The following is a 22,068-nucleotide window of genomic DNA, read 5'->3' on the forward strand; positions in this document are numbered from 1 at the left end:
CGCAGCGAATCCACCGGGTTAGCTACCGCTGTCAACCAAGCAATTTAGGCTCATTCATCGCGTAGTGCGTTTACCGGATTGGCTACAGCCGCCCCAATCGGATTTCATCTACACCCATTCGGGATTGAACCTTTCCGGCTATTCCAACTCAACTTCTTTTCCAAACCGTTTTTTTAACATTAAACCAACATTACAACCAATAGATTTTTGTAAAATTGGGTGTTTTATTAGATTCACTAAAAGCACAGTATTATGGCAAAGAAAGTTTTGTTAGTCGTTGGAGACTACGTGGAAGATTACGAAGCAATGGTTCCGTTTCAGGCAATGGGATCCGTTGGCATCGAGGTTGATGCCATTGCACCCGACCGCAAAAGTGGCGAGGTGGTACCTACCGCAGTACACGATTTCACCGGCGACCAAACGTACAAAGAGCTTCGTGGCCACAATTTCGCCATCAACAAGAATTTTGACGATGTAGATCCCGCCGAATATGACGGGTTGTATATCGCAGGCGGCCGGTCGGCAGAGTACATCCGGCTCAACAAGCGGGTATTGGAAATCACGAAGCACTTCTTCGATGCCGACAAACCAGTGGCGGCAATCTGCCACGGTATCCAGGTATTAACTGCCGCAAAAGTACTGACCGGTAGAACACTGACTGCCTATGTAGCTGTAGGGCCCGATATCGAACTTGCCGGCGGAACGTGGAAAAACATTCCCGCAGACCAAGCTGTGGTAGATGGCAACCTGGTTACATCTCCAGCGTGGCCCGGGCACCAGGCCATCTTAAGGGAATTCTACAAACTTCTTGGCATTGTGATATCGTCGTAAAATAGACGCGATATCCAGGCTTGGCCCGAAGGTGAAGTCCGCTCCTCGCATAAGTACCCGGTTCACTTCGTCATAAAACGATGGAGTGTCGTTAATGCGATTTCCGCTAGGATCACGTTTATCCTCACGAAAGCTCCTCCAGAAATTTCATATACAGAGGTACGCTTCGTTCTATCCAATCCTTTTCGCTATTCAGTTCAATGCCATAATAGGCAAAAAACGGTCTGTAATCGGCTTTTACATATTCAAAAGTCAGTTCAAAGGGCCGGGTCAATTCAGCCAACGTATACTTATACTTGGCTGCCGAATGGTATTCGTGTTCATCTATCCCAACTGATAGGGCTAATGCAATTTTTTTCCCCGCGACCCTATACCCACTTTTGCTGCCATAAGCCCATCCATAGGTAAGCACCTCGTCCAGCCATTGTTTGAAGAGCGGTGGACAATTGAACCAGTAAAACGGAAACTGAAACACAATTTGGTCGTATTGTTCAATCAGTTTTTGTTCTGCAGCCACGTTGATTTTCCCGTCGGGGTAAAGCTGATGCAAGAGGCGGACTTCGTATTTTTCAGGATGTTTATCCAACTCGTCAACCCATCTTTTATTGATAACCGAACTCGCTATGTCGGGATGGATAACCATGATCAATGTCTTCATCTGTCAGTAAGATTGTGTATGGCAAAAGTAAGGCGCAAAAGGTTAGTTTTGTACGTTAGCAACCCATTGTAGGGTACTATAAAAAAAGTAAGTAATGGCAAAAGTTAAAGAAACCTCCACCAACTTTGCGAATAAGCAGGCTTTGGCCGACGAATGTTTGGAGGTATATGCTTCCCACATTATAGGCGGCCAATGGGCGTTGGCTATCTGTTGCTACCTCATCAACGGGAAACTCCGATTTGGCGAATTGAAAAAGTGTTTACCGAATATCACTGAACGGATGTTGACGCTGCAACTGCGAAAATTGGAGGAAAACAACCTCGTAAAACGGACGGTATATGCCGAAGTACCGCCCCGGGTCGAATACGAGCTCACTCCGATCGGATACGAGCTAAAGGCAATTATCCACGAACTTGAAAAATGGGGCAAGAAGCATAAAGCCATTAAAACCGATGTTTAGCGTAATGTAAGCGACTCCGCTATTTTAGCTGTCTGTTTAATTTTTCCCCGGTGTATCAGTCCGAAGTCAAGCAAGGCTTCGATAACAGGTTCGACATGTTTCGCATGTTGGTGGTCCGGGGTGCTGCGGGCTGATACAGTGGTACGAAGGTATTGCTTACAGTACTCGACATACAATGGCTGAAATCGAAGATTTTAACACTTTTCAGGAATGTTTCGGTCTCACCTTGGGTCCTTGTAAAGGTCATCAACGGAATATTGCAATTGTATTTCCAAGATTTTTCAAACGTTTGGCCCATAACCTGCCTAACAGCCAAAGCTGAACTAAAAAAATCAGGCTGATAACAGCAAGCAACACGTACCTGCTCGTATTGAATCTCAATCCATAGGTAAAGAACAATAGAAATCCCGCCAAGTAAATTTGCCTTGAGACAATCGAGATGATCGCATATATTTTAATTTTAGACAGGTAGTTTTTCAGCGATTCGCGGATATTGGCTCCGTGAACGAGATACTTTGCAAGGCGATACCCCATTAGGTTATGAATAAGCGGCAGCAGAATCGAAAGAACAAGCAATATATTGATCCATAGCGGTTTCAAATTTGCATCAAACATCGTATAGTAGCATGATAAGAAAATACACCAACCGATGATTTCTATAGTCAGTTGTTTCCTAATACCTTTTAAAACCGGATGCTTGTTTTCTGACAACATCGCTTGAATTTCTGTTGACGGAATGGTTGGCGTTCTCACCGCGTTCCAAGTAGATTTCATTTCATTAAATTCCATAATTATTGGATTAAAAGTTTTTGAATTTTGATTTTTATCCTATTGAGTTTAACACCCACATAATTTTCGCTGATACCCGTAATAGCGGCTATCTGTTGATAACTCAGCTCCTCAAAGTATAGGGTAATTATGGCCTTATCGGCATCATCCAATTGTTTCAACGCGGCAAATAAACGTTCCTGACGTAAGGCTAATTCTTCGCTGGGCTGTTCTTCGGGAAGATCGGGTAATACAGGACGGTATTCGATGGCGTGTTTCTTTTTACGGAAAGTGGCAATTGCCGTATTCAATGCTATGCGGTAAATCCATGTGCTTATTTTTGCCTCATTCTTAAACGCTGGGAGGGATTTCCAAAGTTGGAACGTAATTTCCTGAAAAAGGTCTTCACGGTCTTCCCGTGTGTCCCGGTATAAGCGACATATCTTATGGATAATCCCCTGATACTCTTCAATACATGTTAAGAACTGCGTTTCATCCATATATAATACTAAAGGTAAGAATTTGATCCCTACCTCCTGCGGGTAGTCCGCTTATCAGTAGCAGAAATCCTCAAAAACTTACAGCAGCTTGGAAAATCGGTTGTGTGTAAGTTTCTAATAAAACCCGCAACTAACTGGTTAAACTATAAAAATGAAACAACTTACTTTTATTATTCTGCTGTCAATAGCTGCCTGCAAAAGAGAATCATCGCCCGATGGAAGGTCGCAAATACGAGATGAGCAATTGCAAAAAGAAATTGATTATTTAAAAGATCAGAACGCTGCCATACTTGATAGTATCCGCGTAATTAATAACAAACTACAGGATCTACAGTGAAATGCCATACTTTGTTACCTTGGCACTGCCGCCAGCAAATCACGGCCATGCAACACATCCATTAAGTCCCGCGAGTCGCTTACCCCATCCGGATACCGAAGCCGGCCGGGGTCGAGCTCCGGACCGCAGAAGCTAATCATGCCATTGCTTTCGTACATGGCTAACCCGGCCTTTCGGATGTAACCATAGATTTTGTCTACCGGATCCTTGAAATGCACCGAAGCCGTGATGGTCATTTGTTCAGGAATGCAATTCACGCTCTTTACCCCCAGGTTATACGTCCGGTTCATCTCCAGGATAAATTCCCTGAGCGAGACATTTCGGTAATTCCGCTCCCGGGTGGTCCACGCCACCGCCTGCCAGGGGTCCGTCCGTGTAACATCGGATAACTTCATGTTGATGTTTCCATCGGCATCCGTACAGCAACGGTCGTATGTAACCTGATCGCCCCTATTGGTGAGTATCCGGTACCCGTCATCGATCGGGAAATGACCGTCCACCCTTCCATCCAGCAGCGTCACCCGCGTATCAGTCCGGTTGGCCAGCACGGCAAATTCCCCCGCCTGCGTAGTCAATGATCCATTGGGGGTACGGAGCACCGCAGTCCGCGGATGTGGATCGGCATGTTCGCGTACCCGAATCAATGCCCGCCCCGCCAAGCTGATTTCCATATTCGGAGCGCCTAGTTTCTCCACGGGATAGGAAAAGCTAGATCCAGCGTCCAACCGTATCAAACTCCCATCCGGAAGCCAAACCGCACACTGCTGCTGCGCATCGGTGACCACCCGGATATCCGGTTTGTGACCTGCCGAAAAGGAGAACTGCGACGGTAGCTGAACCAATTCGAGTTCGCCGTTGTCGCGGCGCCACAACTCCTTGTCACCAAAACGCCCCAGGCGTCCCCTGCTCTCCTTGCCTACTACCGTAGCGGAATTGCCCCAGTAAACCGTGCAGGCAAATTCGGATGCCGGAACGCGGTTGCCGGCTACCACCAATTTTTCGTAGGCAGACGGTACCGTCCGCTCGCTCCACCACTCGTTGAGGGCCAGTACACCTGATCCAATCAACCCCACCACCACGATACCGGCACATACCCGCATGCCGCCGATGAGCAACTGTCGGATATATTGCTTCCGCTCCGCGCGGATAATGGTGCCCGTGTCGATGTTTCGCTGCCCGGGTGCACCCATCGTACGTTCTGCCACCATTTCCTCCAGCACATCCATCTCCAACTCCAGCAGTTCATTTTCTTCGTAGATCAGCTGAGCCGATTTAAGTATCACGGCATCCTGCGCACTCAACTTTCTTTCCAGCCCCCGCCGGATGATCTTCTTGATATTTTTCGGATTGTACATTACTTGTATCCCTCCTTCCTGCCTTTTCTAAACATTTTCCGCAATTGCTGCTTAACGAGGCCCACGTGGTTTTTAACGGTCTGCTCGTTCAGATTCCGTAGCCGCGCGATTCCCGCGATGCTCAGTCCATCGAACACCCGCATCGCAAAGGCGACCCGTCGTTGCACGGGCATATTTGCCACGGCTCTCTGGATTTTTTGCACCATCCCTTCATAACGTTCCTCGTCAAAATCGGGATGGTTTTCCGGGATCTCCAGGTAATCACTGGTCGTGAAATCTAGATACTCCTCCCTGCCTTTCACCTTTTGGATGGCATCGCTCATCTTAAAGCTCAGCACCTTCAACAGCCATGCCCGCGGGCTTTCCACAGATGCCAGCTTCCGCCGCTTTCTCCACACATCGATGAATACATCGTTCACTATCAGTCCTATTAAATCGTCGTCGTAGGGAATTGCCAACCGTAGTTTCGTAGCCAACGGCTTTTCGTAACGTCTGATGATTTCTTTGAGCAACCGGTCCATCTCCCGTTGCTTCCGAGTTTTGGCAAGGAACTCGAACAATTGCTTATCGGTATAGGTGTCATATGGATCCATGCCAGAAAAAAAATCATACGCTTATTGGTACTTTTTGCCTGCCCGCGGCGACTATACTTATGTATAATAGGGCTGAGCGGCCATTAGTTAGTTAGGCTAAGGTAACGATATGAAATAAACAAACCAAGAAAAAATTAAAATAAATACCTGATTAAAAGCAAGTTGCGATAAAATCACAATGAGTAATCCGTATTGCTCTGCCCCAGATACTAAAACAGACCATTATGATTAGACAGTTACTTTCCATCAAACAGCAAATTGATATACTTCTGAACGATTCGGATCCTACGGACTCTGAAACGAAATGGCAACACTTCGACCAGCAACTAACCCGTATTGAAACCGAGGTGTACACGGTATTCAAAAACAATCCCGATCGCATAGCCGTATGGGATGCCCAAAACTTCCATGCCGATCTGGTGCAGCTCATTGATCAACATACGCCACCAAGCCCCGATGAGCCGCTTATACCGATGCTCGTGCGGCTTCTTGAAACCCTGCAATTCTGCGAGCAAAAATTCCAGGTCCCCATAAACCTGAAGACATCCGTGCCACTGGTGTACGAACTGCAACTCAACGACGAACTTCTCAGGCAGGAACGCATCATCGTACCCGCGTTGGTCGAAAAGCAGGTCAACCCTGTGCTCATCGATAAAATCACACACGGCTTTCACCTGATCCGGAGCCAGCCTACTGGCACCCTGAATTATGCCACTTATCGATACTTACAGCAATTTCTGCCCGTCCTTACCGAGCTGAGCCAAAGTACGCTTCCGAAAGATTGGAACCTGCGCCTCTTCCGGTTCTTCATCCAGTACAATTACAACCACATGGGCGTGTACAATTGGTGGGAGCGCACAACGGTGCAAGCTTTGCATGGTAGAGGCTCCATCGATGCCCTCGAACTGATCTACCAGTTAATCAACGACATCGAACACATCGACCAGCAAACCGAGTTGGGATACCAGACGTGGCGCAAGCCGCTGAAAGCGCAGCTGTTGGCTTATTTGGAGCGACGGAAGGAACTGCTTACAGACAGAAAGCTGCTTGAAGAGGTACAAGAAGCTAGCACATTGATCGTCAATATTCCCCCGGATGAACAAAATGTGCATTTCAATCTGGATTTTGAAGCGGGCGTGTATGCCGCCTATGGTAGTAAAAAGGAAGCATCTGAAGCGTATACCGCAGTTATCCGTGGCCCGGAAGGTGTAAAGCTTTCGGCACATTCGCTCCGAAAGTCAGACAATGCTAAGTATTACAGCGCAGCCGACCGTGTCGAAGAAAGACTCAGTGATAAAAGGGAAGCGCTTGTCAAGTTATTCAGCCTGTTGCTTTCCAGCCGTCGCGGAAAGTAACGTTTTTTCGAAATCTTCAACTTTTTGGGGGGCGGTGAATCCGCCCCCTTAGGCCGCCCAACACTGGCCCTTCATGCGTCGCCGAGCCCACACCCCTAAATTCCTGCCGCCCCCCAATTCTATTTTAGTGTATCGTTAAGGCCATCTGACCGCCCCCCTGCCGGGGTTTCCCCTATCCTATCTTCGAAAGAAAAAGAGCATCGTATGCACTTAAAAACGAAATGGAGGATGATATGAAAACGATTCGGACTATTCGGACTATAACAAAGAAGCCTTGGGTAACACCGCCCACCCCTGCTACCACGCCGGCAATGATTCAGGCCTTTTGGCACCAATTGTTCCGCGAACAAACCAACTATGTCATACTCGAATGGCTACGAGGATTCGGCAATGTAGCCTATGCCGATCCCGATATATCTCCATTTATCGTCCGGCTATACCATGACGTCCCTGACGATCCACGTGTCGCCTACCTTAGTATCGTCGGGTCTCATGTCCAATGGCGCCTTGGCACCAAAGATATAGGACATGCTCATTGCCCGTTGGTAACGGATCCTGCACAACTTGCCTGCCTGGACGGACTTTTTTGGTGGCACACAGTTACCCTCGAGGAACGAAAGAAAAAGATAGGCCGCCCCACGCTAGCTCACCGACGAGCCATCGATTGGATCAGGCAACAAAGCCATTACGTTAATCGGACAAACGCATGAAAACGAAATCTATCATTATCACCTTGGTTCGGCTAACACTGATTGCATTGTGGGGTTCGGTGGCCGTAGAGAAACTGTGGGATCTATCGGGATTCCACAGTATCCTGCGGCGTCAGCCCATTCCGGAGTGGAGTGCGGACATCCTGTTCTGGCTGCTGCCACTATTAGAACTGGGCGCTGTAGTACTGCTAGCCTGGCCCCAAAACCGGACACGCATCTATCAGGGCATGTGGTTATCGGCTGTCCTGATGCTGGGCTTTACGCTCTTTATTCTCTTCGGTGTATTGGACTGGTACGAAAAGCGACCCTGTGGTTGCGGCTCAATAATCAACGGGCTATCGTGGAAAGAACACCTATGGTTCAATCTTACTTTCCTGACACTTAGCTGGACAGGAATCATCTTATCGAAAAAACAGCGAGGCGGTGCCGACAAGGACGGCGCTACCGAGGGCGGGTCGGCCAAAAGACCGATAAATACAACAGGATTTTTTTTAAATGCACTTAAAAGTAAAGATTATGAAAACGTTAAAAATTAATTTTGCAGCTATTTTTGCTGTCGTGATCGGCTTGGTTACCATGTCATTCCAAGCAAACCGCAGTGTTCAGGATTATGAATGGTACGAAGTCGGGACGGATGGAAGCACCATCGTTTCCAATAATCCGCTGCCCGGCGGTGAACCAAACGAGCCGGAATGCAATGCCGAAAATTCGGAAACGCTCTGTGCCATCGAAATTCTGTTAGATCCGGAAGAAGACTTTCCTCAAACGGTTGCGGAGGCAATGGCAAATCATCAGACGAGGGGCGAAACAAAGCGGGACGAATAGAACACTCGCTTGTCTAAACGTGAAAATAATGGGATACGCCAAATTGGATGATAACGTGGCGTATCCCTTTAATTTATCTTTTATTCTGCTCAATGCCCGAAATGTCAATTACCGCATCCGGTATCGGAAATATATACCGTGGAGAATTCGGTTCCAATACAACAGCTTCGTTTTCCCAAATCCGCTCCAATGTCTTTGCGTATCTTGAATCTAAATTTAGCCGTTTTAGGTCAGACCAGCGCAATCCTCTAAACGGAAGTTCTTTCCTACGCTCCGCTAATATAATATCTAGCAACAACTGCGGATCGGTTTCCTCGATGGCAACTAAAGTACCTGCGCGGTAACGCGATGCCAATAACGCATTTAAGCATTCCAGCGCCTGCGGAACATCTCCGATACGCGCGTTACATTCAGCAGCGATCATGAAAACTTCATTTGAAGACAATCCGGTAAAGAATGCGTTCGAACCGTAATACGAACCCCTGTAAACAATGGAGCCGTTGTTCTCCCTAAAAAAGCAGGTTTTCCTCAAATCATCCGCTTCATAAGCTTTCAAAAGTTCGTCCGCCACTTGAAGCCTGCTTTGATTAAGAATAGCGGGCGAAGACATATGACTGTGGAAGATCACTTCGTCATTATACGGCACAAAAGGGAAATTGTCCGTTGCATCAATGGAATTATAATCCATCAGCGAATTGAAATCATCCAACGATAAATTAGCATGAAGCAATGCGTTTTCATAATCACCCATTTGGAGGAATACGCGTGCGAGAAACGCATGGGACGCAGGTTTCGACGGTCGGGTTTTGAAAACTGGCACTACGGGAAGTAACGTCGACGCCTCGGTAACATCTGCTACGATCTGCCGGTAAGTCCGCTCAATCGTCGCACGTACCGATGGCAACGTTATATCCGATTCCAATCTAAGTGGTATCCCCAAATCCTGTGATGCAGATGAAGACTTATACGTATCGCAAAACAATTGTGCTAGCTGATAGAACGCATATGCCCGGAAAAACAGCGCACTGCCTTTCAGGTTATTCCATTCATTGAAATTACGATCGTCCCGAGTTATTTTTGCCGCGCCTTCCAATGCCAGGTTGGAATAAAGGATAACGAGGGAAGGGTTATTCCAATCCGTACTTAGCTCGCCTTCGAAAATCTCTTTTTCCCACACGTACGCATTTCGCTGAAACGCATTGGTTAGGTTCTCCCAAGCAACCCTTGAAATGAAATAATTATCCCCGCTGATTTCCCCCAGTTGATGCCCCGTCCCGGCATTCATGATCGCATTGTTGTCCAGCAATGCCTGAAAGTCTTCTAGCCTATCGGGAACGACAATGCTTTTATCCGGCTTTATCTCCAAGAAATCTTCACAAGAAATGCACATGCAAGCCGCGACGGCAAAAAAAATAAAGATATGTTTTGTTGTCATTTTCAGTTGATTTAAGTTAACGTTCAATCCCACTGCATAAGCCGTAGGATTTGGATAACTGGCATTTGGCACGTCCGGATCGATCCCCTTTGAATTGGCCCTCCATAGTATACCTAAATTCTGCATATACAGCGTAAGGATCATCGATTGGAAGGGAAGCCGTCTAAACGTGGACTTATGAAACGTATAGTTCACGTTGATATCCCTGAGCCGCAGGTGATCGCCCTTTTCGACCAGTATATTCGAACGTGTATATACCAAATCCATTCGCCCTGAGGCATCGTAAGTCTCCAAGCTCGGCATCGATGGGACATTGGTGAATTTTTCGTCTCCCGGTTTGAGCCACCTATCCGCAAAATCCCTGTGTCCCAGCCATTGGCTGAACAAGCTGTTGTAATCGATGCTGGATGGCCGGAAATAATAACCCGATTTCCAAGAGATATTGAAGCTCAGCGACAAATCTCCCCACCCAAATGTATTGCGAATGCTTCCGAACCATTTTGGGATGGAAGAGCCTGAAAGAATCAGATCTGCGTGCGTCAGCTGATTGATAAACTGCCCATACTGATTGGAAAGTGTACCGTCCACGCGCACCAACGGTGAGCCATCATCTGGATTCAGTCCATACCAAGGCAGGCTGTATAACGGATCGATTGGCCTTCCCTCCATGGGCGATATCGGGCCCGTTGTGACGGTGTATGCCAGTATGTTTGGATCGTCAGTCCCACGGTAGGTGGTGATCAGGTTATTGACATAATTCGCCAATAAAGCCGTGGACCACCGAAATTTTCCCCGCAGGTTTTCGCTGGTCACTTCAACGTCGAGGCCTTTCGTTTTTGTGTTTGCATAGTTGATGCGATTGGAAAGCGTACCTCCTTGCAGCGCCGGAAAGCCCAACCCGGTAGTCGGATCCGAAACATCATCTCCTATCAGATCTAGCCCTCTTTTAACGTAATAATCTACACTGCCGGCAAGCCTGCCCGACAACACGCTGAAATCTGTTCCAAAATTCAAAGTCTGAACTTTTTCCCACCTTAACGAAGGGTTTCCCGGACTCCTGATAATCGCGCTGAGAAGCCCGCTCCTCGGGTCGGCGCTGTAGGTCGCTGTGGGAAATGCCGTCGCGGATTTATCGACGTTTCCACTGTAACCGTAGGTGGCCCTTAATTTGAGGAATGTGTCTATTCCCCAATCTACGAAGCTTTCTTCGCTCACTATCCAGGCAAAGCCTGCCGACCAAAGTGGCACAAATTTCTGGTTGTATTTGACCCCGAAAAGATTCGAGCCATCCTGACGGGCACTAGCCGAGAAGCCGTATTTCCCGCCGTAGAGATAGGAGATATTGGCGTAATAAGAAAGATACCTATCAATCAAATAACGTTGGGCTGTTTGCGGAGCCGGTATCAAAGCCCTACCCTGTGGCCGTGTAGAGTGTGCAATACTATAGTCCAGCCGGTTTTTGCCGACCAGGATGTCATTATCCACACCATACAGTAAATAACCCGGACTGCCGATGGTCTTTGTCTGTCGCATTTCAAATCCCATCAGTCCCGTTATTTCATGCATTCCATTCAAGGTTTTGTCAATATTTGCCTGCGTGCGGAATGCATGATCCGTCGTTTCACTATTACTGCCTTCCAGCACGGCTCCCTTCGGTATGATCTGTGTACCATCCTGCTGTGTAAACCGGTTTACCAAATCCCTCGCATAAAACGAACTTTCGTGAAAATTGGTCGCATGATCATTCAGTATCCGATGATATTGATACTTCGCATCCAAGCGTATCGAGGGAACGATCTGATAGGAAATCGCAGCATTGGCGCGGCTTTCCGTCGCTTTACTGACCGAGTTGCCTAAGGCCTGTTCTTCCAAAGGCCTATATTGCCAATTTAACAACCCCATAGCTTCGGCATTATCTACATAAAGCTGTCTGTAATTATGGTTGATAACGGCGGGCACACCTGCTTCATCCAAAAAGGTGGTGTAAGGGAGCAACGCCGCCTTGCCGGAACTAACCATGCTGGTAAGCCCAAGGCCATTGGCGGCCACCTGGCTTGCGACGAGGTTCAACCCCAAATTGACCTCCAATTTATTTGTCAGCTTTACATTGAACTGAGTAAGCAGCGTAACCCTATTGTCGCTATTACGCTTTATGTTTACTCGATTTGCGTCATATCCACCCGATATGTAATAACCAAAGCGGTCCGCTCCACCCTGAAAATTGACAGCATATTGCTGGTTTACCTTCTGTTGATAGAAAAGCCTGCTTGCCTCGTTCCTGAAATCAATCTCCGCTAATTTATCCATTGCTGCCTTTGTAGCGGTTGATGGTGTCTCGCCATCTTTAATCAACATCTCGACGACCGGGCTAAGCACTGTCCTATCATCTGGATTGTCAAAAAAGCCCCGTCTGTATAGCTCCTTTTCGACTTCCAGAAAATCAGCCGCATCCATGAACAAAGGGCTGTATAGCAGATTTGGTCGCTCACCAATCGTTACGTTGCTATTGAAGCTTACGACTGGCCGCCGATTGATTCCGCCCTTTTTGGTGTTGATGACAATGACACCGTTTCCCGCTCGTGCGCCCCAGATAGCTGCGGCTGCGGCATCTTTCAATATCGTTATGTCTTGGATGTCATTCGGATTTATGCTATTCAATTGGCCTTCGTAGGGAAAGTTATCGAGCACAATTAACGGGCTGCCGTCTCCATGTATGGTACTTTTGCCCCGGACACGCAACTCAGGGGTGCGTTCGCGCTCGCCCACAAGGTCTTTTCTTGTAAAAGACAAGGAATTGGTCACACCCTCCAGTCTACTCAAGATATCTGGGGTTACGCTGCGGTTTAGCAATTCGTTGTTTACTAAGGTGTACGAGCCCGTGGTCTTTCTCGTATTTAATGATTCGTAGCCTGTGGATACCACGATTTCCGAAATTACGTGGCTATCAGGTTGGAGGTAAACAACAATGCGCCCCGTAGTTTGGGTGAGTCGTACAGTATCCATTTGGTAGGCGATGTGCGATAGGATCAGGCTTTCGATTCCTTTGGAATTGTTGATTTTAAAAACTCCATCGTTATCTGTCTTGGTCAGCACGTTTCCATCGATGGAATTTACAATCGACACTCCGCCCACTGCTGTACTATCCAATTCAGAAAGTACCCTGCCGGTAACCGAAGATTGCGCCCGTAACGAATAACTAGCTGTTACTAACAGCAAGAAAAGTAAGGTCTTTTTTTTCATGAATAAGCTGATTAATTATTGAGATGGTATAGGATTAGCATTTTTACGGTCCGTTCTTCTTCCACCATATCGAAGCCACGCCGGTTCAACTCCTTTTTTACAGCGGCAAGGTCATCCAACCGGCAATTGAATTCCATATCGATGTTACCTGTATAATCCGTGGAATCGATAATAGGATACGGTGTATATTTGTTCTGCTCTTCAAACACATTGAGGAACAGCGAGTACGGTTTGTTGTGAAACCTGAAATAAGCGTTGTTACTATCGTTTTTATAGAATGATGAGTCGGTCTGATTTCTGTCGGCTAGATTATCGCCGTGTATCCGTTTCAGGACAAGGCATTTGGCAAGCCTATTTTCAACTTTGACACCGATGTTTAGGTATCTTTCAAAAAAATCGCTTAGGTCTTTCTTCGCAAATTCAATGATTTCTGCCTTGCTCACCTCATTCGGAAATACCAGATTATAACAGTAAAGATTGTCTTGTCGGTAAGCGTCGGTTACCATATTGTCCCATACGGAATCCTGCTTAATTATTTTCTTGTAAAGATATACCCTGTTCAACATCGAATCATCAAGTTCCAATCGCAATCTGTTGAATCTGGCCGACCAGCGGATATCGTCCCTGTAGAGGTAAGTGAACATCCCCACGATGTCACTATTATAGATCAAAAGGCTTTTTTCATCATTGAAGATACCCGATATATTGGCATCAATGGCTTTGGTTACAATGGAATGGTATAAAAGATTTTCGTGACCGCCCCCGTTTCCGTCAATTAACAAGGGTTTTGATTTGTCAAAAGCCACTTCAGTTTTGGATTCAAAATCGGGTGTGTCACCTTGCAGCACCCTGGCAACGTACGTGGAATCGGCATATTCCGGACCTACGATGGCTATGACCTTCCCTCCTTTTATCCACACCTGGTGAGGAATACTCTGATGGGGAAAATAGCTTTTTAATATGGTCTCCGAGATCGCCGCAGGCAGCGACCACTTTCTTTCCCTGAAAAATGGCCTTACCTTTTCAGCCTTTTCATATGTGGTGGGAATGACAAATAGGTCTTTAACGAATCGCTTTTGAAGCGTATCAAGTTTTTGAAGAGATTTAATACATGGTACGCACCAGGTGGCCCAGAAATCCAGTATGACCAATTTACCCCGGTACTCATTGAGTGTAATGACTTCCTTGCCCTCCGGGTGGTTTACTACCTGCAATGGCTGATTCCATAGCGCGCCAGGGATTGTGTCTCCGATTTGTAACGGCCTGACGTTATCCGTTAACGTTCCGTTCTGTATATTTGTCTGAGCATGCACACCTGTGCCCATCCCCAATATGAGAACCAGTGTCAATCCCAAAGCGAGGCCCAGCCCGCTACGGGCTGGAGCCATCGCATGGGTCCAAACACATGATTCTTCAAAATTTCTTCGACAGGTGTTCGACTGTTGTTCGAGACTTGTTCGACAATCCTTCGACAGCGCTTCGACAAGTGTTCGACGGGGCTTCGGGAAACCTTCGACGACGCTTCTGGAAAATGCCGAAGCACAGCCGAGCAACAGCCGGACGATTGCCATGCCATATTCGAACCAATCCCAGGTGGTTGACGGGCGCGCCACACTCCACCCCCTTTCGGGGCATTCTTGGAGATCGCTTCGGAGCTTCGTCGTACCTTGGTTTGGTCTTGGTTTGGACTTGGTCGTACCTTGGTTTGGTTGGAACAGATCAAGTGCAAACCGAGGTGGCTCCGAGTTGGCACTGAGCTCCGAAGCCGACCCGAAGCAGCCTCCAGTAGCATCCCTGTCCGATCCGTCCGCTATCCCACTCCTATCCGTATATGCCTTTCTCCCGCTATGTAGCCGCTTCCCCTTCACTAAAGTGCCGCCTTTTGGGCTTTTTACCGAAGTATATGCGGGACATATGGGGATGGGCCCCGAAGGAAGGGTGACGGAAGGTGGGCTGGAGCACGGCATTCGCCTGGGTTTGCCGAGCCCAAGCATACTAACCCCCGACTTTCTCCTGCCCTTGTTCTGCCATCTCCTAAGCCACGAGTAACCTGTGTCCGAGTTTTGACTAAGGTTTTGATAGGTACGGGATAGATACGCCTTAATGAATTCATAGTAAATGTCAGGAGAAAGTACGGAAAAAGTACGGAGAAAAGCAAAGCATGCCCGCAACGTTATATGCGCATCCTGCTTCTTTGCCGCGTATTTTGGGTTTAACTCGTGAATCGGTTTTATTTGCTTTGGACAATAGAAGCCCCTTAAGCGTAAATTTTGCTTCATTTAATGATTGATTTAATTGAAAAATTGACCAATTAATTTCAAGGGTACCTAGAAATTAGACCGGACTTTTTATGATATTTATAAATAGCTGTTTTCGGATCATAGTACTTATAGGTTAGAGGCCCACCGGAAAGCAAAGAAAAGCAACGATTAACAACTAAAAGAAAAAAATAGGTTGATTTTTATTTGATTTAGGTTGACTTTTATATTACATTTGTATAACCAAAGTGTATCGAGTTATGGATAAAACAATTAGAATCGGCCCTAATATCAAGTTTATCAGAAACATAAAGGGTGTGAAACAAGAAGTAGTAGCGACTGGACTTGGCATTTCCCAACCTGAATATTCGCTAATTGAAAATTCTGACGTGGTTGATGAACAAATTATCATCCAAATTGCCCAGATATTAAATGTTACACCTGAGTTAATTAAAGAATTCAACGAAAATCAAGCCTTTTATAGTATAGAGAATAAAGTAGAAAACACTACCATATCAGAAAGCGCTCACGGGATACACCAAGTATTCAGCCCGGTAGAAAAAGTCGTCGAACTCTATGAAAGGCTGTTAGCTAGTGAACGAGAAAAAATTGAGATACTTAAGTCACAAAACAACAAGTAAATTAGGCGATCATGTCCGAAATCATTTCAAACAAACTAAGTCTCCATAAAGGCAGAAAAATTGAACGTGTACGAAAATTAAGAGGCTGGACTCAATCAGATTTAGCCCTTAAATTAGGTGTATCGAAGCAGGCAATTTCTAAGCTGGAACAATCCGAAAATATTGGAGATGAAAAGTTGACCGAAATCGCAACCGCTTTGGGGGTTACGTTTGAAGGCCTTAGGGACTTTAGTGAAGAAAAGGTCCTATACAATACTAACAACTTTTACGAGAATTGCGGAGTGTCCGCTTCAAACATCGTAGCAAATGTTGAAAATATTAACAACCCACTTAAGGAAACTATTGAAATGTTCGAAAGACAGCTTGAACAGGCTCGAAAGGAATTATTAGAAGTTGTCAAACAAAATATGTCATCTAAATAAACCGACGCAATGCAGCCTATAGAGCAAGCCATACAATTAAAAACAGAACTAGATAATTTGCGTCCGCTAACCAAGGAGCAGGAAGCTATTATCATGCAGAAATTCCGATTGGACTGGAACTATAATTCCAACAATCTGGAAGGCAACTCGCTGACGTATGGTGAAACGAAGGCACTTCTTTTGCATGGCATTACAGCACAGGGTAAACCTTTGAAAGACCACTTTGAAATCACGGGGCATGACGAGGCTATTAAGTGGGTGGAAGATTTGGTCAAAAGAGATCACCCACTCACCGAAAACTTCATCCGTGAACTACATACCTTGCTTTTAAAATCGCCTTATGAGGTAAAGGCGATTACTCCTGATGGGCAACCGACGACACGCCGTATTGCTGTAGGCCAATACAAAACAGCGCCCAATCATGTAAAAACAAAAACGGGCGAAATTTTCCGCTTTGCTACGCCAGAAGAGACCCCTGCAAAAATGCATGACCTCATCCAATGGTATCGGAAAAAAAACGAAGAACTAGATGTCAACCCTATATTGTTGGCGGCAGAATTCCACTATCGGTTTATCCGCATCCATCCGTTTGACGATGGCAATGGCCGCACTGTCCGTATTCTCATGAATTTCATACTCATGAAATTCAACTACCCCCCCGTCATCATCAAAACCGAAGACAAGGACAACTATTTCTTTGCCCTCCAACAAGCGGACGCCGGTACCATTGAACCATTTATCAATTACATTGCAACCAATCTTGTGCGTTCCCTCGAAATCATGATCGCCGGAGCCAAAGGCGAAAGTATCGAAGAGCCGGATGATATCGATAAGGAAATCGCCTTGCTCGAACAGCGGCTTAAAACTAACGGCAATAAGTTGGAAATCACACGCACTGAAAAGGTGTTGATAGAGCTGTATGATGATAGTATTACCCGGCTATGGAATAAGTTTTTGCAAGCTTGTGGTAAGTTTGACAGGTTCTACCTCAAAGTGGATTCGAAACTTTACGTCAACCATTTTCAACGCTCGACTCAACCCAATGCTCTTGCTGAAATGCGGGATAAAATCAACGCTGATGTTGAAATGATGCTCCTCGAATATACCTATGACGGATTCAATCGCTCGGGATTCAATCAATTTCAGCACAAAAGCATTATACAAATCGACCTTCCGCTTACACATGGATACAGTGTCAGCGTCGTTAGCGATGATTATTTGCTTAACAAGCTGTATGGTGAACAATTGAGTGAATCAGAAATCTCTTCAATTGCAAACTTGATTTCCCGTAACCATAAGGATTATATTGATCATCGCGTGAGGGATGAAAATTGACGAGGACACAATGATTTTAAGCAATTAAGTAATGAAAAAAGAAGGAAAAATGCATGCTCAAAATGTTGGCATCACCAAAGAAAACAACCTCATCTCCAATTGGCTGAAAGAACATGGCGACCCCGCCATTGATAAATTCGTGAACCGTAACTTGGCCATCGCCAACTGGATTGCTGATACGACTTATAGAAAGAATGAACCGCAGATTTGGCAAAACAAATGAGCAGGCGGCGTTCGAAATCTGCAAATAACTGTGTGATTCATACAGATTACATTATTATATATATAAAGAATACTTTTTTATTTTTCACTTAAAAGTGAAAATTTATTAACTACTGGTTGAATTTCCCGCGATCCTCTTCAAGATATCGTTGAAAAATTGACACCATTTTTGAATCATCTAGCCTATCGGTATTCGATGCATTTGACAATTCATCAGCATAGGGATGATTGCCATATGACGATTCCAAATTTCGGTTTAGAACATCAAGATCTACTACCGACTTTAATACTGCATAGCCGTTTACTCTTAGGTTTGACTTATATGAAACACTTTCACCGCTAGAACTATGCGAAGTTGTTGTACTTACAAATACTTTAAGCAGATTCAAAGCAAAATCTGGATTATCAAAATTACCCAGATGATCATCCAAGAAGGCTTTTAAATATTTTGCTTGCGTCCCATTTGCCCACCAATCCAAAATCCACCACAAATGATGATTCTGAACCAAGGCAAAGAAGTTTTCATCCGTCACCTGCTTTCGGAACATCCGAACCATCATTTCCTCAAGCCCGCTTTTGTGTTCCTTATCTAATTTTATCGGCTTCTCGAAATTACGTTTTTCATTTGTATTTAATGCATTACGATAAATCTCCAATGCATAGTCTAAAGAATTGGCATTAAGTATTAAATTCCTTATCAGCTTGCACTGATTCTCAACAACATTACCAACCAATTTTATTATAAGATTAGCTGATTGACTGTAAGTTGTAGCAAAATTTAAGTCTTGCTCAATTGGAAAGTTGTGGCCAATTTCCGATAAAGCTAGAGCAAGCTTCCTGGCCTGATCTTCGCTAAGGCCATCCACGTACATCCGCATTTTTAGTAGGACATTAAATGGTTCATACTGTTCAACCATATTTTGAAGCTCTTCTACTATGTTATTGACAGATGTCGTCTCAATTGTCTCTAGGAACCTGCTGAAATATCCATCAGCGATCTCCCCTTTTTGAACGGTATATGAGAAGTATCGATCAAAGTATCGCGGAGAACAGATCCGCCTCTGTTTCATCAATTCCTCTCGTGTTTCTTCAAAGTAATTTCTACCGTCATAAATATCACTAAGCTGCGGAAATAGCGATTTCAATAACTCAAAGATTACACGCTTTTTCTGACGTGGATAGGACTCCAAATGCTCATTGATATCTTCTTTAGCAGAATCACTATTTTGTTTGGGCCAGTTAAGACTATTCTTACTATTCAAAAAAACCTGTGGGTTAGCCCTAACAAAAGAGTGTAATTGTGGATAGAATACTTTCAGTCCTTCAACAACAATTAAGTCTCTCAGATTCACTTCACCCATCAATAAGGGTATTGAAAATGAAAGTGTGTTTGCGTATCGGATTGCTATCCGCGGATTATCCATAAAAGGGAGGAAGGCTGTATTAAAAATTTCACTAAAATCTTGGAGACTTTGCTCCCAATCTGAAACGTGAGCTGCTTTCAACGCATCACTAATCAACATAAAAGAGTATTCTGACAATTGCTTCTTAGTGGCATTTGGCAACCGTAATGGGACCTGAATAATCTTCTCCAAAAAATTATATCCTGCAGCTTCTGCGTCTCCTCCATATTTAGGAGAAAGGGCTGCTGCAACCATTTCATCGTCAAACGAAAGTATGTATGATGTATGCGGAAAGTCTCCCACCAATTTTACCAATTTAAAAACATACTGGATTTCATGAATATCCAAACGATCAATATCATCCACAAACACTACAATGCGTTTGCCGGAATTACGAATGGCTGTATCTACCCTGCCTTTTAACTTGTCAATAGACACAGTGCTCAACTTAGAACCAACCTTACCTAGCCACTTAAATTTGCTTCCAACTTTGGGTATGTATTCTGCGAAATCCCCTATTGCGTCGCCATAGGTTGCCAACATCGCTGCAATTTTTTCCTTGCCACTTTTAATATCCGCATCGATTGCTTGAGCCATGGTTGAGAAAAATGAACGTAGAAGTTGTTGTTCATCGGTATATAACCAAGGGTTGAAGTTGACAATGACTACATCTTCAGCAAGCTCCTTTTGGATAAAATTTAGCGTTGTTGTCTTTCCCTCGCCCCATTTACCATAAAGACCAATTATTAGGGACTTTTCCTGATCCTCATTAATGGCAATGGATGCCACGCGCTTAGCGAATTCGTAGCGTTGGAAACTATCTTCGGATTGAAGAGAGGCTGGTTTGTCTGTATGAATGCTCATAGTCAGGGCCTTCTTTCTATTATGTTGACAACCCCTGATTTTTCAAGCTCTTGAAAGAGAATTTCAATATTATTTATGCTTTGATTTCTCATTCTTCCATATTTATCTTCTCTTTGCTTACTAAATGTAAAAACTACTCTTTCCTTGGCTCTTGATAGTGCTACAAAAAATGCACATTTATCTTCGTCTTCCTGCTGTTGAAAAGTCCAGAAAGCGCCATCTTCCAATCCAATGAATATAACTGTATGATATTCGAGTCCTTTGCTTTTATGAATGGTCATTACCGGGATTGTGTCTTTACCGATAAGCATATCCAAAGCAGAAATTATATCTTTTGAAGTAGTATAGTTATTGATTAATTCATTCTCAACTTCCTTTATATATAAATCCAGTACTGCCGAATTTTTATAGCCTGAAAAACTAGCTTTTATACGGTCTTTACCAGCGAAAGCAATTATTTCAGTGATGACTGCTTTAATTCCATCTTTGGTCAATGGCGATGCTGAATAGTCTTTTCTGATTTTTTTGATGAACCGTGATAAAACGCTTTCCAGTTTCAGTAATTGATGGTCTTCTAATTCTGTGTGAAGATTACTCAGAAAACCAAAAGCGATTTGTCTTGCAGCACTATTTTTTAGGTCGAAGATTGCATACATGGTGTTGATAATAAAAACACAAACCTCCTGGGTGAGCATGTCCTGGAATTTGCTTTCATCACGGGCTTTTATTCCATTCTGATTGAAATAATCAATCAAACTTCCGGCATACGTTGACAGTTGCTGCTTTACAAGAATGCAAATGTCTTTCGGATTTAAGCCATCGACCGTTACCCAATTATGCACGTCTTGAAATAGTGTCTGCATTTCGTCTTTAGGATTTTCAAATATCCATACTGAACATTCGCCCTGGTCAGGATGCCATTTATGCGAGGGGGTTGCAAAGTCCGTTTTGGCAAGTAAATGTTCTGTGAGATGATTCAATAAGGCTACTAATCGCGGTGCACAACGGAAGTTCATTGTAAGTGGAACCCTTGTTGCCCCGGTATCCGATATAAAATCTTCAAATATGGTGTTTTGTGCTCCGGCCCATAACATGATTCGCTGTTTATCATCTCCAACAGCAGTATAGAAACTATCACTACCCAGAAAGCAGCTTTTAAAAAGATCATATTGAATTCCTGTTGTGTCCTGAAATTCATCCAAGAAAACATATTGATATGTCTGTTGCAGATATTGTTTGATTTTGGGGTTGGTATTAATAATCAATTCAGCCAATCTCATAATCATTTTAAAGGACAACTTTGAGGGATCAGCACTCAACATTTTTGTCCACACCTCATTTCGGATACTTTCGCCGGGACTAGTGTTGTTATGCGGTAATTGGGTACAATGCAATGTCAGTATTATATCCCTATTAGTCGTATTTATATAGTCTGTATCTTCTAAGCGATAATAATCGAGTATAGTTTGATCGCGTAACACTACATCATATTCACTGCTAATTTTATATTCATTGAGTAAAGCTTGCTTGAACCTGTCTAGTATCTGCTTGGCAAATGAATCAAAAGTCAAAGAATCAAATCTTCTGGAAAGCTCATCACCACAACGCAGACGAACTCGTTCTTTCAAATTATACGCCGCATCCCGTTTGAAGCTAATCGCTAAAATCTTATAAGGAAAAGGGCAAGTATTGGTTTGTAAGAGATAACAAGCCTTTTGAGCTAACAGTTCCGTTTTGCCGGCTCCAGGGCCCGCCACCACTAAATTGTTTTCTGAACCTTTCGCAATTTCAAGTGCGCTTGGTTCAAGTTGCATATCGTCTGCCGGTTGCCATATTCCGGGTTCAATTCTCCTCAT

Annotated in this window: 19 protein-coding genes; 10 read left to right on the forward strand and 9 right to left on the reverse strand. The window is 44.7% G+C overall.

Annotated features, from left to right (window positions below; genetic code table 11):
• The first annotated feature begins 252 nt into the window (after window positions 1-252).
• Entirely contained in the window at window positions 253-831 is a 579-nt protein-coding gene (locus BMZ56_RS10005; RefSeq protein ID WP_090626447.1) for a DJ-1/PfpI family protein, read from the forward strand.
• Between the two features lie 124 nt (window positions 832-955).
• Here BMZ56_RS10005 and BMZ56_RS10010 read toward each other — a convergent pair whose 3' ends face one another.
• Window positions 956-1,489: an NAD(P)H-dependent oxidoreductase gene (locus BMZ56_RS10010; RefSeq protein WP_090626448.1), complete on the reverse strand. Its 534-nt coding sequence runs from the start codon at window positions 1,487-1,489 to the stop codon at window positions 956-958.
• A 94-nt stretch (window positions 1,490-1,583) separates the two neighbouring features.
• Between BMZ56_RS10010 and BMZ56_RS10015 the strand changes: the two genes are divergently transcribed.
• Window positions 1,584-1,949 (forward strand): winged helix-turn-helix transcriptional regulator, encoded by a 366-nt coding sequence (locus BMZ56_RS10015; RefSeq protein ID WP_090626449.1) that lies wholly within the window; start codon window positions 1,584-1,586, stop codon window positions 1,947-1,949.
• A gap of 246 nt (window positions 1,950-2,195) precedes the next feature.
• On the opposite strand, the gene BMZ56_RS10020 is transcribed toward BMZ56_RS10015, so the two are convergent.
• The 4 genes from BMZ56_RS10020 to BMZ56_RS10040 all read right to left on the reverse strand — a co-directional run bounded on the left by BMZ56_RS10020 (window position 2,196) and on the right by BMZ56_RS10040 (window position 5,502).
• Window positions 2,196-2,738: a hypothetical protein gene (locus BMZ56_RS10020; RefSeq protein WP_090626450.1), complete on the reverse strand. Its 543-nt coding sequence runs from the start codon at window positions 2,736-2,738 to the stop codon at window positions 2,196-2,198.
• Between the two features lie 2 nt (window positions 2,739-2,740).
• Window positions 2,741-3,217 (reverse strand): RNA polymerase sigma factor, encoded by a 477-nt coding sequence (locus BMZ56_RS10025; RefSeq protein WP_090626451.1) that lies wholly within the window; start codon window positions 3,215-3,217, stop codon window positions 2,741-2,743.
• A gap of 351 nt (window positions 3,218-3,568) precedes the next feature.
• Window positions 3,569-4,909, reverse strand: coding sequence for a FecR domain-containing protein (locus tag BMZ56_RS10035; protein WP_090626453.1), 1,341 nt, complete (start codon window positions 4,907-4,909; stop codon window positions 3,569-3,571).
• Entirely contained in the window at window positions 4,909-5,502 is a 594-nt protein-coding gene (locus tag BMZ56_RS10040) for an RNA polymerase sigma factor (RefSeq protein ID WP_090626454.1), read from the reverse strand. The genes BMZ56_RS10035 and BMZ56_RS10040 overlap by 1 nt, the downstream gene beginning before the upstream one ends.
• Window positions 5,503-5,726: 224 nt before the next feature.
• On the opposite strand from BMZ56_RS10040, the gene BMZ56_RS10045 reads away from it, so the two are divergent.
• The 4 genes from BMZ56_RS10045 (at window position 5,727) to BMZ56_RS10060 (ending at window position 8,392) form a co-directional block, all read left to right on the forward strand.
• Window positions 5,727-6,857: a hypothetical protein gene (locus BMZ56_RS10045; protein WP_090626455.1), complete on the forward strand. Its 1,131-nt coding sequence runs from the start codon at window positions 5,727-5,729 to the stop codon at window positions 6,855-6,857.
• 233 nt (window positions 6,858-7,090) lie between these two features.
• Entirely contained in the window at window positions 7,091-7,567 is a 477-nt protein-coding gene (locus tag BMZ56_RS10050) for a hypothetical protein (RefSeq protein WP_143072901.1), read from the forward strand.
• Window positions 7,564-8,103 (forward strand): MauE/DoxX family redox-associated membrane protein, encoded by a 540-nt coding sequence (locus BMZ56_RS10055; RefSeq protein ID WP_090626457.1) that lies wholly within the window; start codon window positions 7,564-7,566, stop codon window positions 8,101-8,103. The genes BMZ56_RS10050 and BMZ56_RS10055 overlap by 4 nt, the downstream gene beginning before the upstream one ends.
• Window positions 8,084-8,392 carry a hypothetical protein gene (locus tag BMZ56_RS10060; RefSeq protein WP_090626458.1) on the forward strand — a complete coding sequence of 103 codons (309 nt, stop codon included), beginning with the start codon at window positions 8,084-8,086 and terminating at the stop codon, window positions 8,390-8,392. Before BMZ56_RS10055 ends, BMZ56_RS10060 begins: the two co-directional genes overlap by 20 nt.
• A gap of 73 nt (window positions 8,393-8,465) precedes the next feature.
• Here BMZ56_RS10060 and BMZ56_RS10065 read toward each other — a convergent pair whose 3' ends face one another.
• Together BMZ56_RS10065 and BMZ56_RS10070 are read right to left on the reverse strand one after the other, a co-directional pair.
• Window positions 8,466-13,067 carry a SusC/RagA family TonB-linked outer membrane protein gene (locus tag BMZ56_RS10065; RefSeq protein WP_090626459.1) on the reverse strand — a complete coding sequence of 1,534 codons (4,602 nt, stop codon included), beginning with the start codon at window positions 13,065-13,067 and terminating at the stop codon, window positions 8,466-8,468.
• Between the two features lie 11 nt (window positions 13,068-13,078).
• A complete protein-coding gene (locus BMZ56_RS10070; protein WP_177195115.1) occupies window positions 13,079-15,034 on the reverse strand; it encodes a TlpA family protein disulfide reductase in 1,956 nt (651 codons plus the stop codon).
• Window positions 15,035-15,585: 551 nt separating this feature from the next.
• Between BMZ56_RS10070 and BMZ56_RS10075 the strand changes: the two genes are divergently transcribed.
• From BMZ56_RS10075 to BMZ56_RS10090, 4 genes are read left to right on the forward strand one after another with little or no spacing between them, the layout of a single operon-like run.
• A complete protein-coding gene (locus BMZ56_RS10075) occupies window positions 15,586-15,966 on the forward strand; it encodes a helix-turn-helix domain-containing protein (RefSeq protein WP_090626461.1) in 381 nt (126 codons plus the stop codon).
• 11 nt (window positions 15,967-15,977) lie between these two features.
• A complete protein-coding gene (locus BMZ56_RS10080) occupies window positions 15,978-16,388 on the forward strand; it encodes a helix-turn-helix domain-containing protein (RefSeq protein ID WP_090626462.1) in 411 nt (136 codons plus the stop codon).
• A gap of 9 nt (window positions 16,389-16,397) precedes the next feature.
• Complete coding sequence (locus tag BMZ56_RS10085) at window positions 16,398-17,723, forward strand: Fic family protein (protein WP_090626463.1); 1,326 nt, start codon at window positions 16,398-16,400, stop codon at window positions 17,721-17,723.
• A 31-nt stretch (window positions 17,724-17,754) separates the two neighbouring features.
• Window positions 17,755-17,946, forward strand: coding sequence for a hypothetical protein (locus tag BMZ56_RS10090; RefSeq protein ID WP_090626464.1), 192 nt, complete (start codon window positions 17,755-17,757; stop codon window positions 17,944-17,946).
• 109 nt (window positions 17,947-18,055) lie between these two features.
• Here BMZ56_RS10090 and BMZ56_RS10095 read toward each other — a convergent pair whose 3' ends face one another.
• Together BMZ56_RS10095 and BMZ56_RS10100 are read right to left on the reverse strand one after the other, a co-directional pair.
• Window positions 18,056-20,212, reverse strand: a complete 2,157-nt coding sequence (locus BMZ56_RS10095) for a KAP family P-loop NTPase fold protein (protein WP_090626465.1) — start codon at window positions 20,210-20,212, stop codon at window positions 18,056-18,058.
• A 2-nt stretch (window positions 20,213-20,214) separates the two neighbouring features.
• Window positions 20,215-22,068, reverse strand: a complete 1,854-nt coding sequence (locus BMZ56_RS10100) for a UvrD-helicase domain-containing protein (protein WP_090626466.1) — start codon at window positions 22,066-22,068, stop codon at window positions 20,215-20,217.

This window comes from Parapedobacter indicus (genome assembly GCF_900113765.1).
In the GTDB taxonomy this organism is placed as follows: domain Bacteria; phylum Bacteroidota; class Bacteroidia; order Sphingobacteriales; family Sphingobacteriaceae; genus Parapedobacter; species Parapedobacter indicus.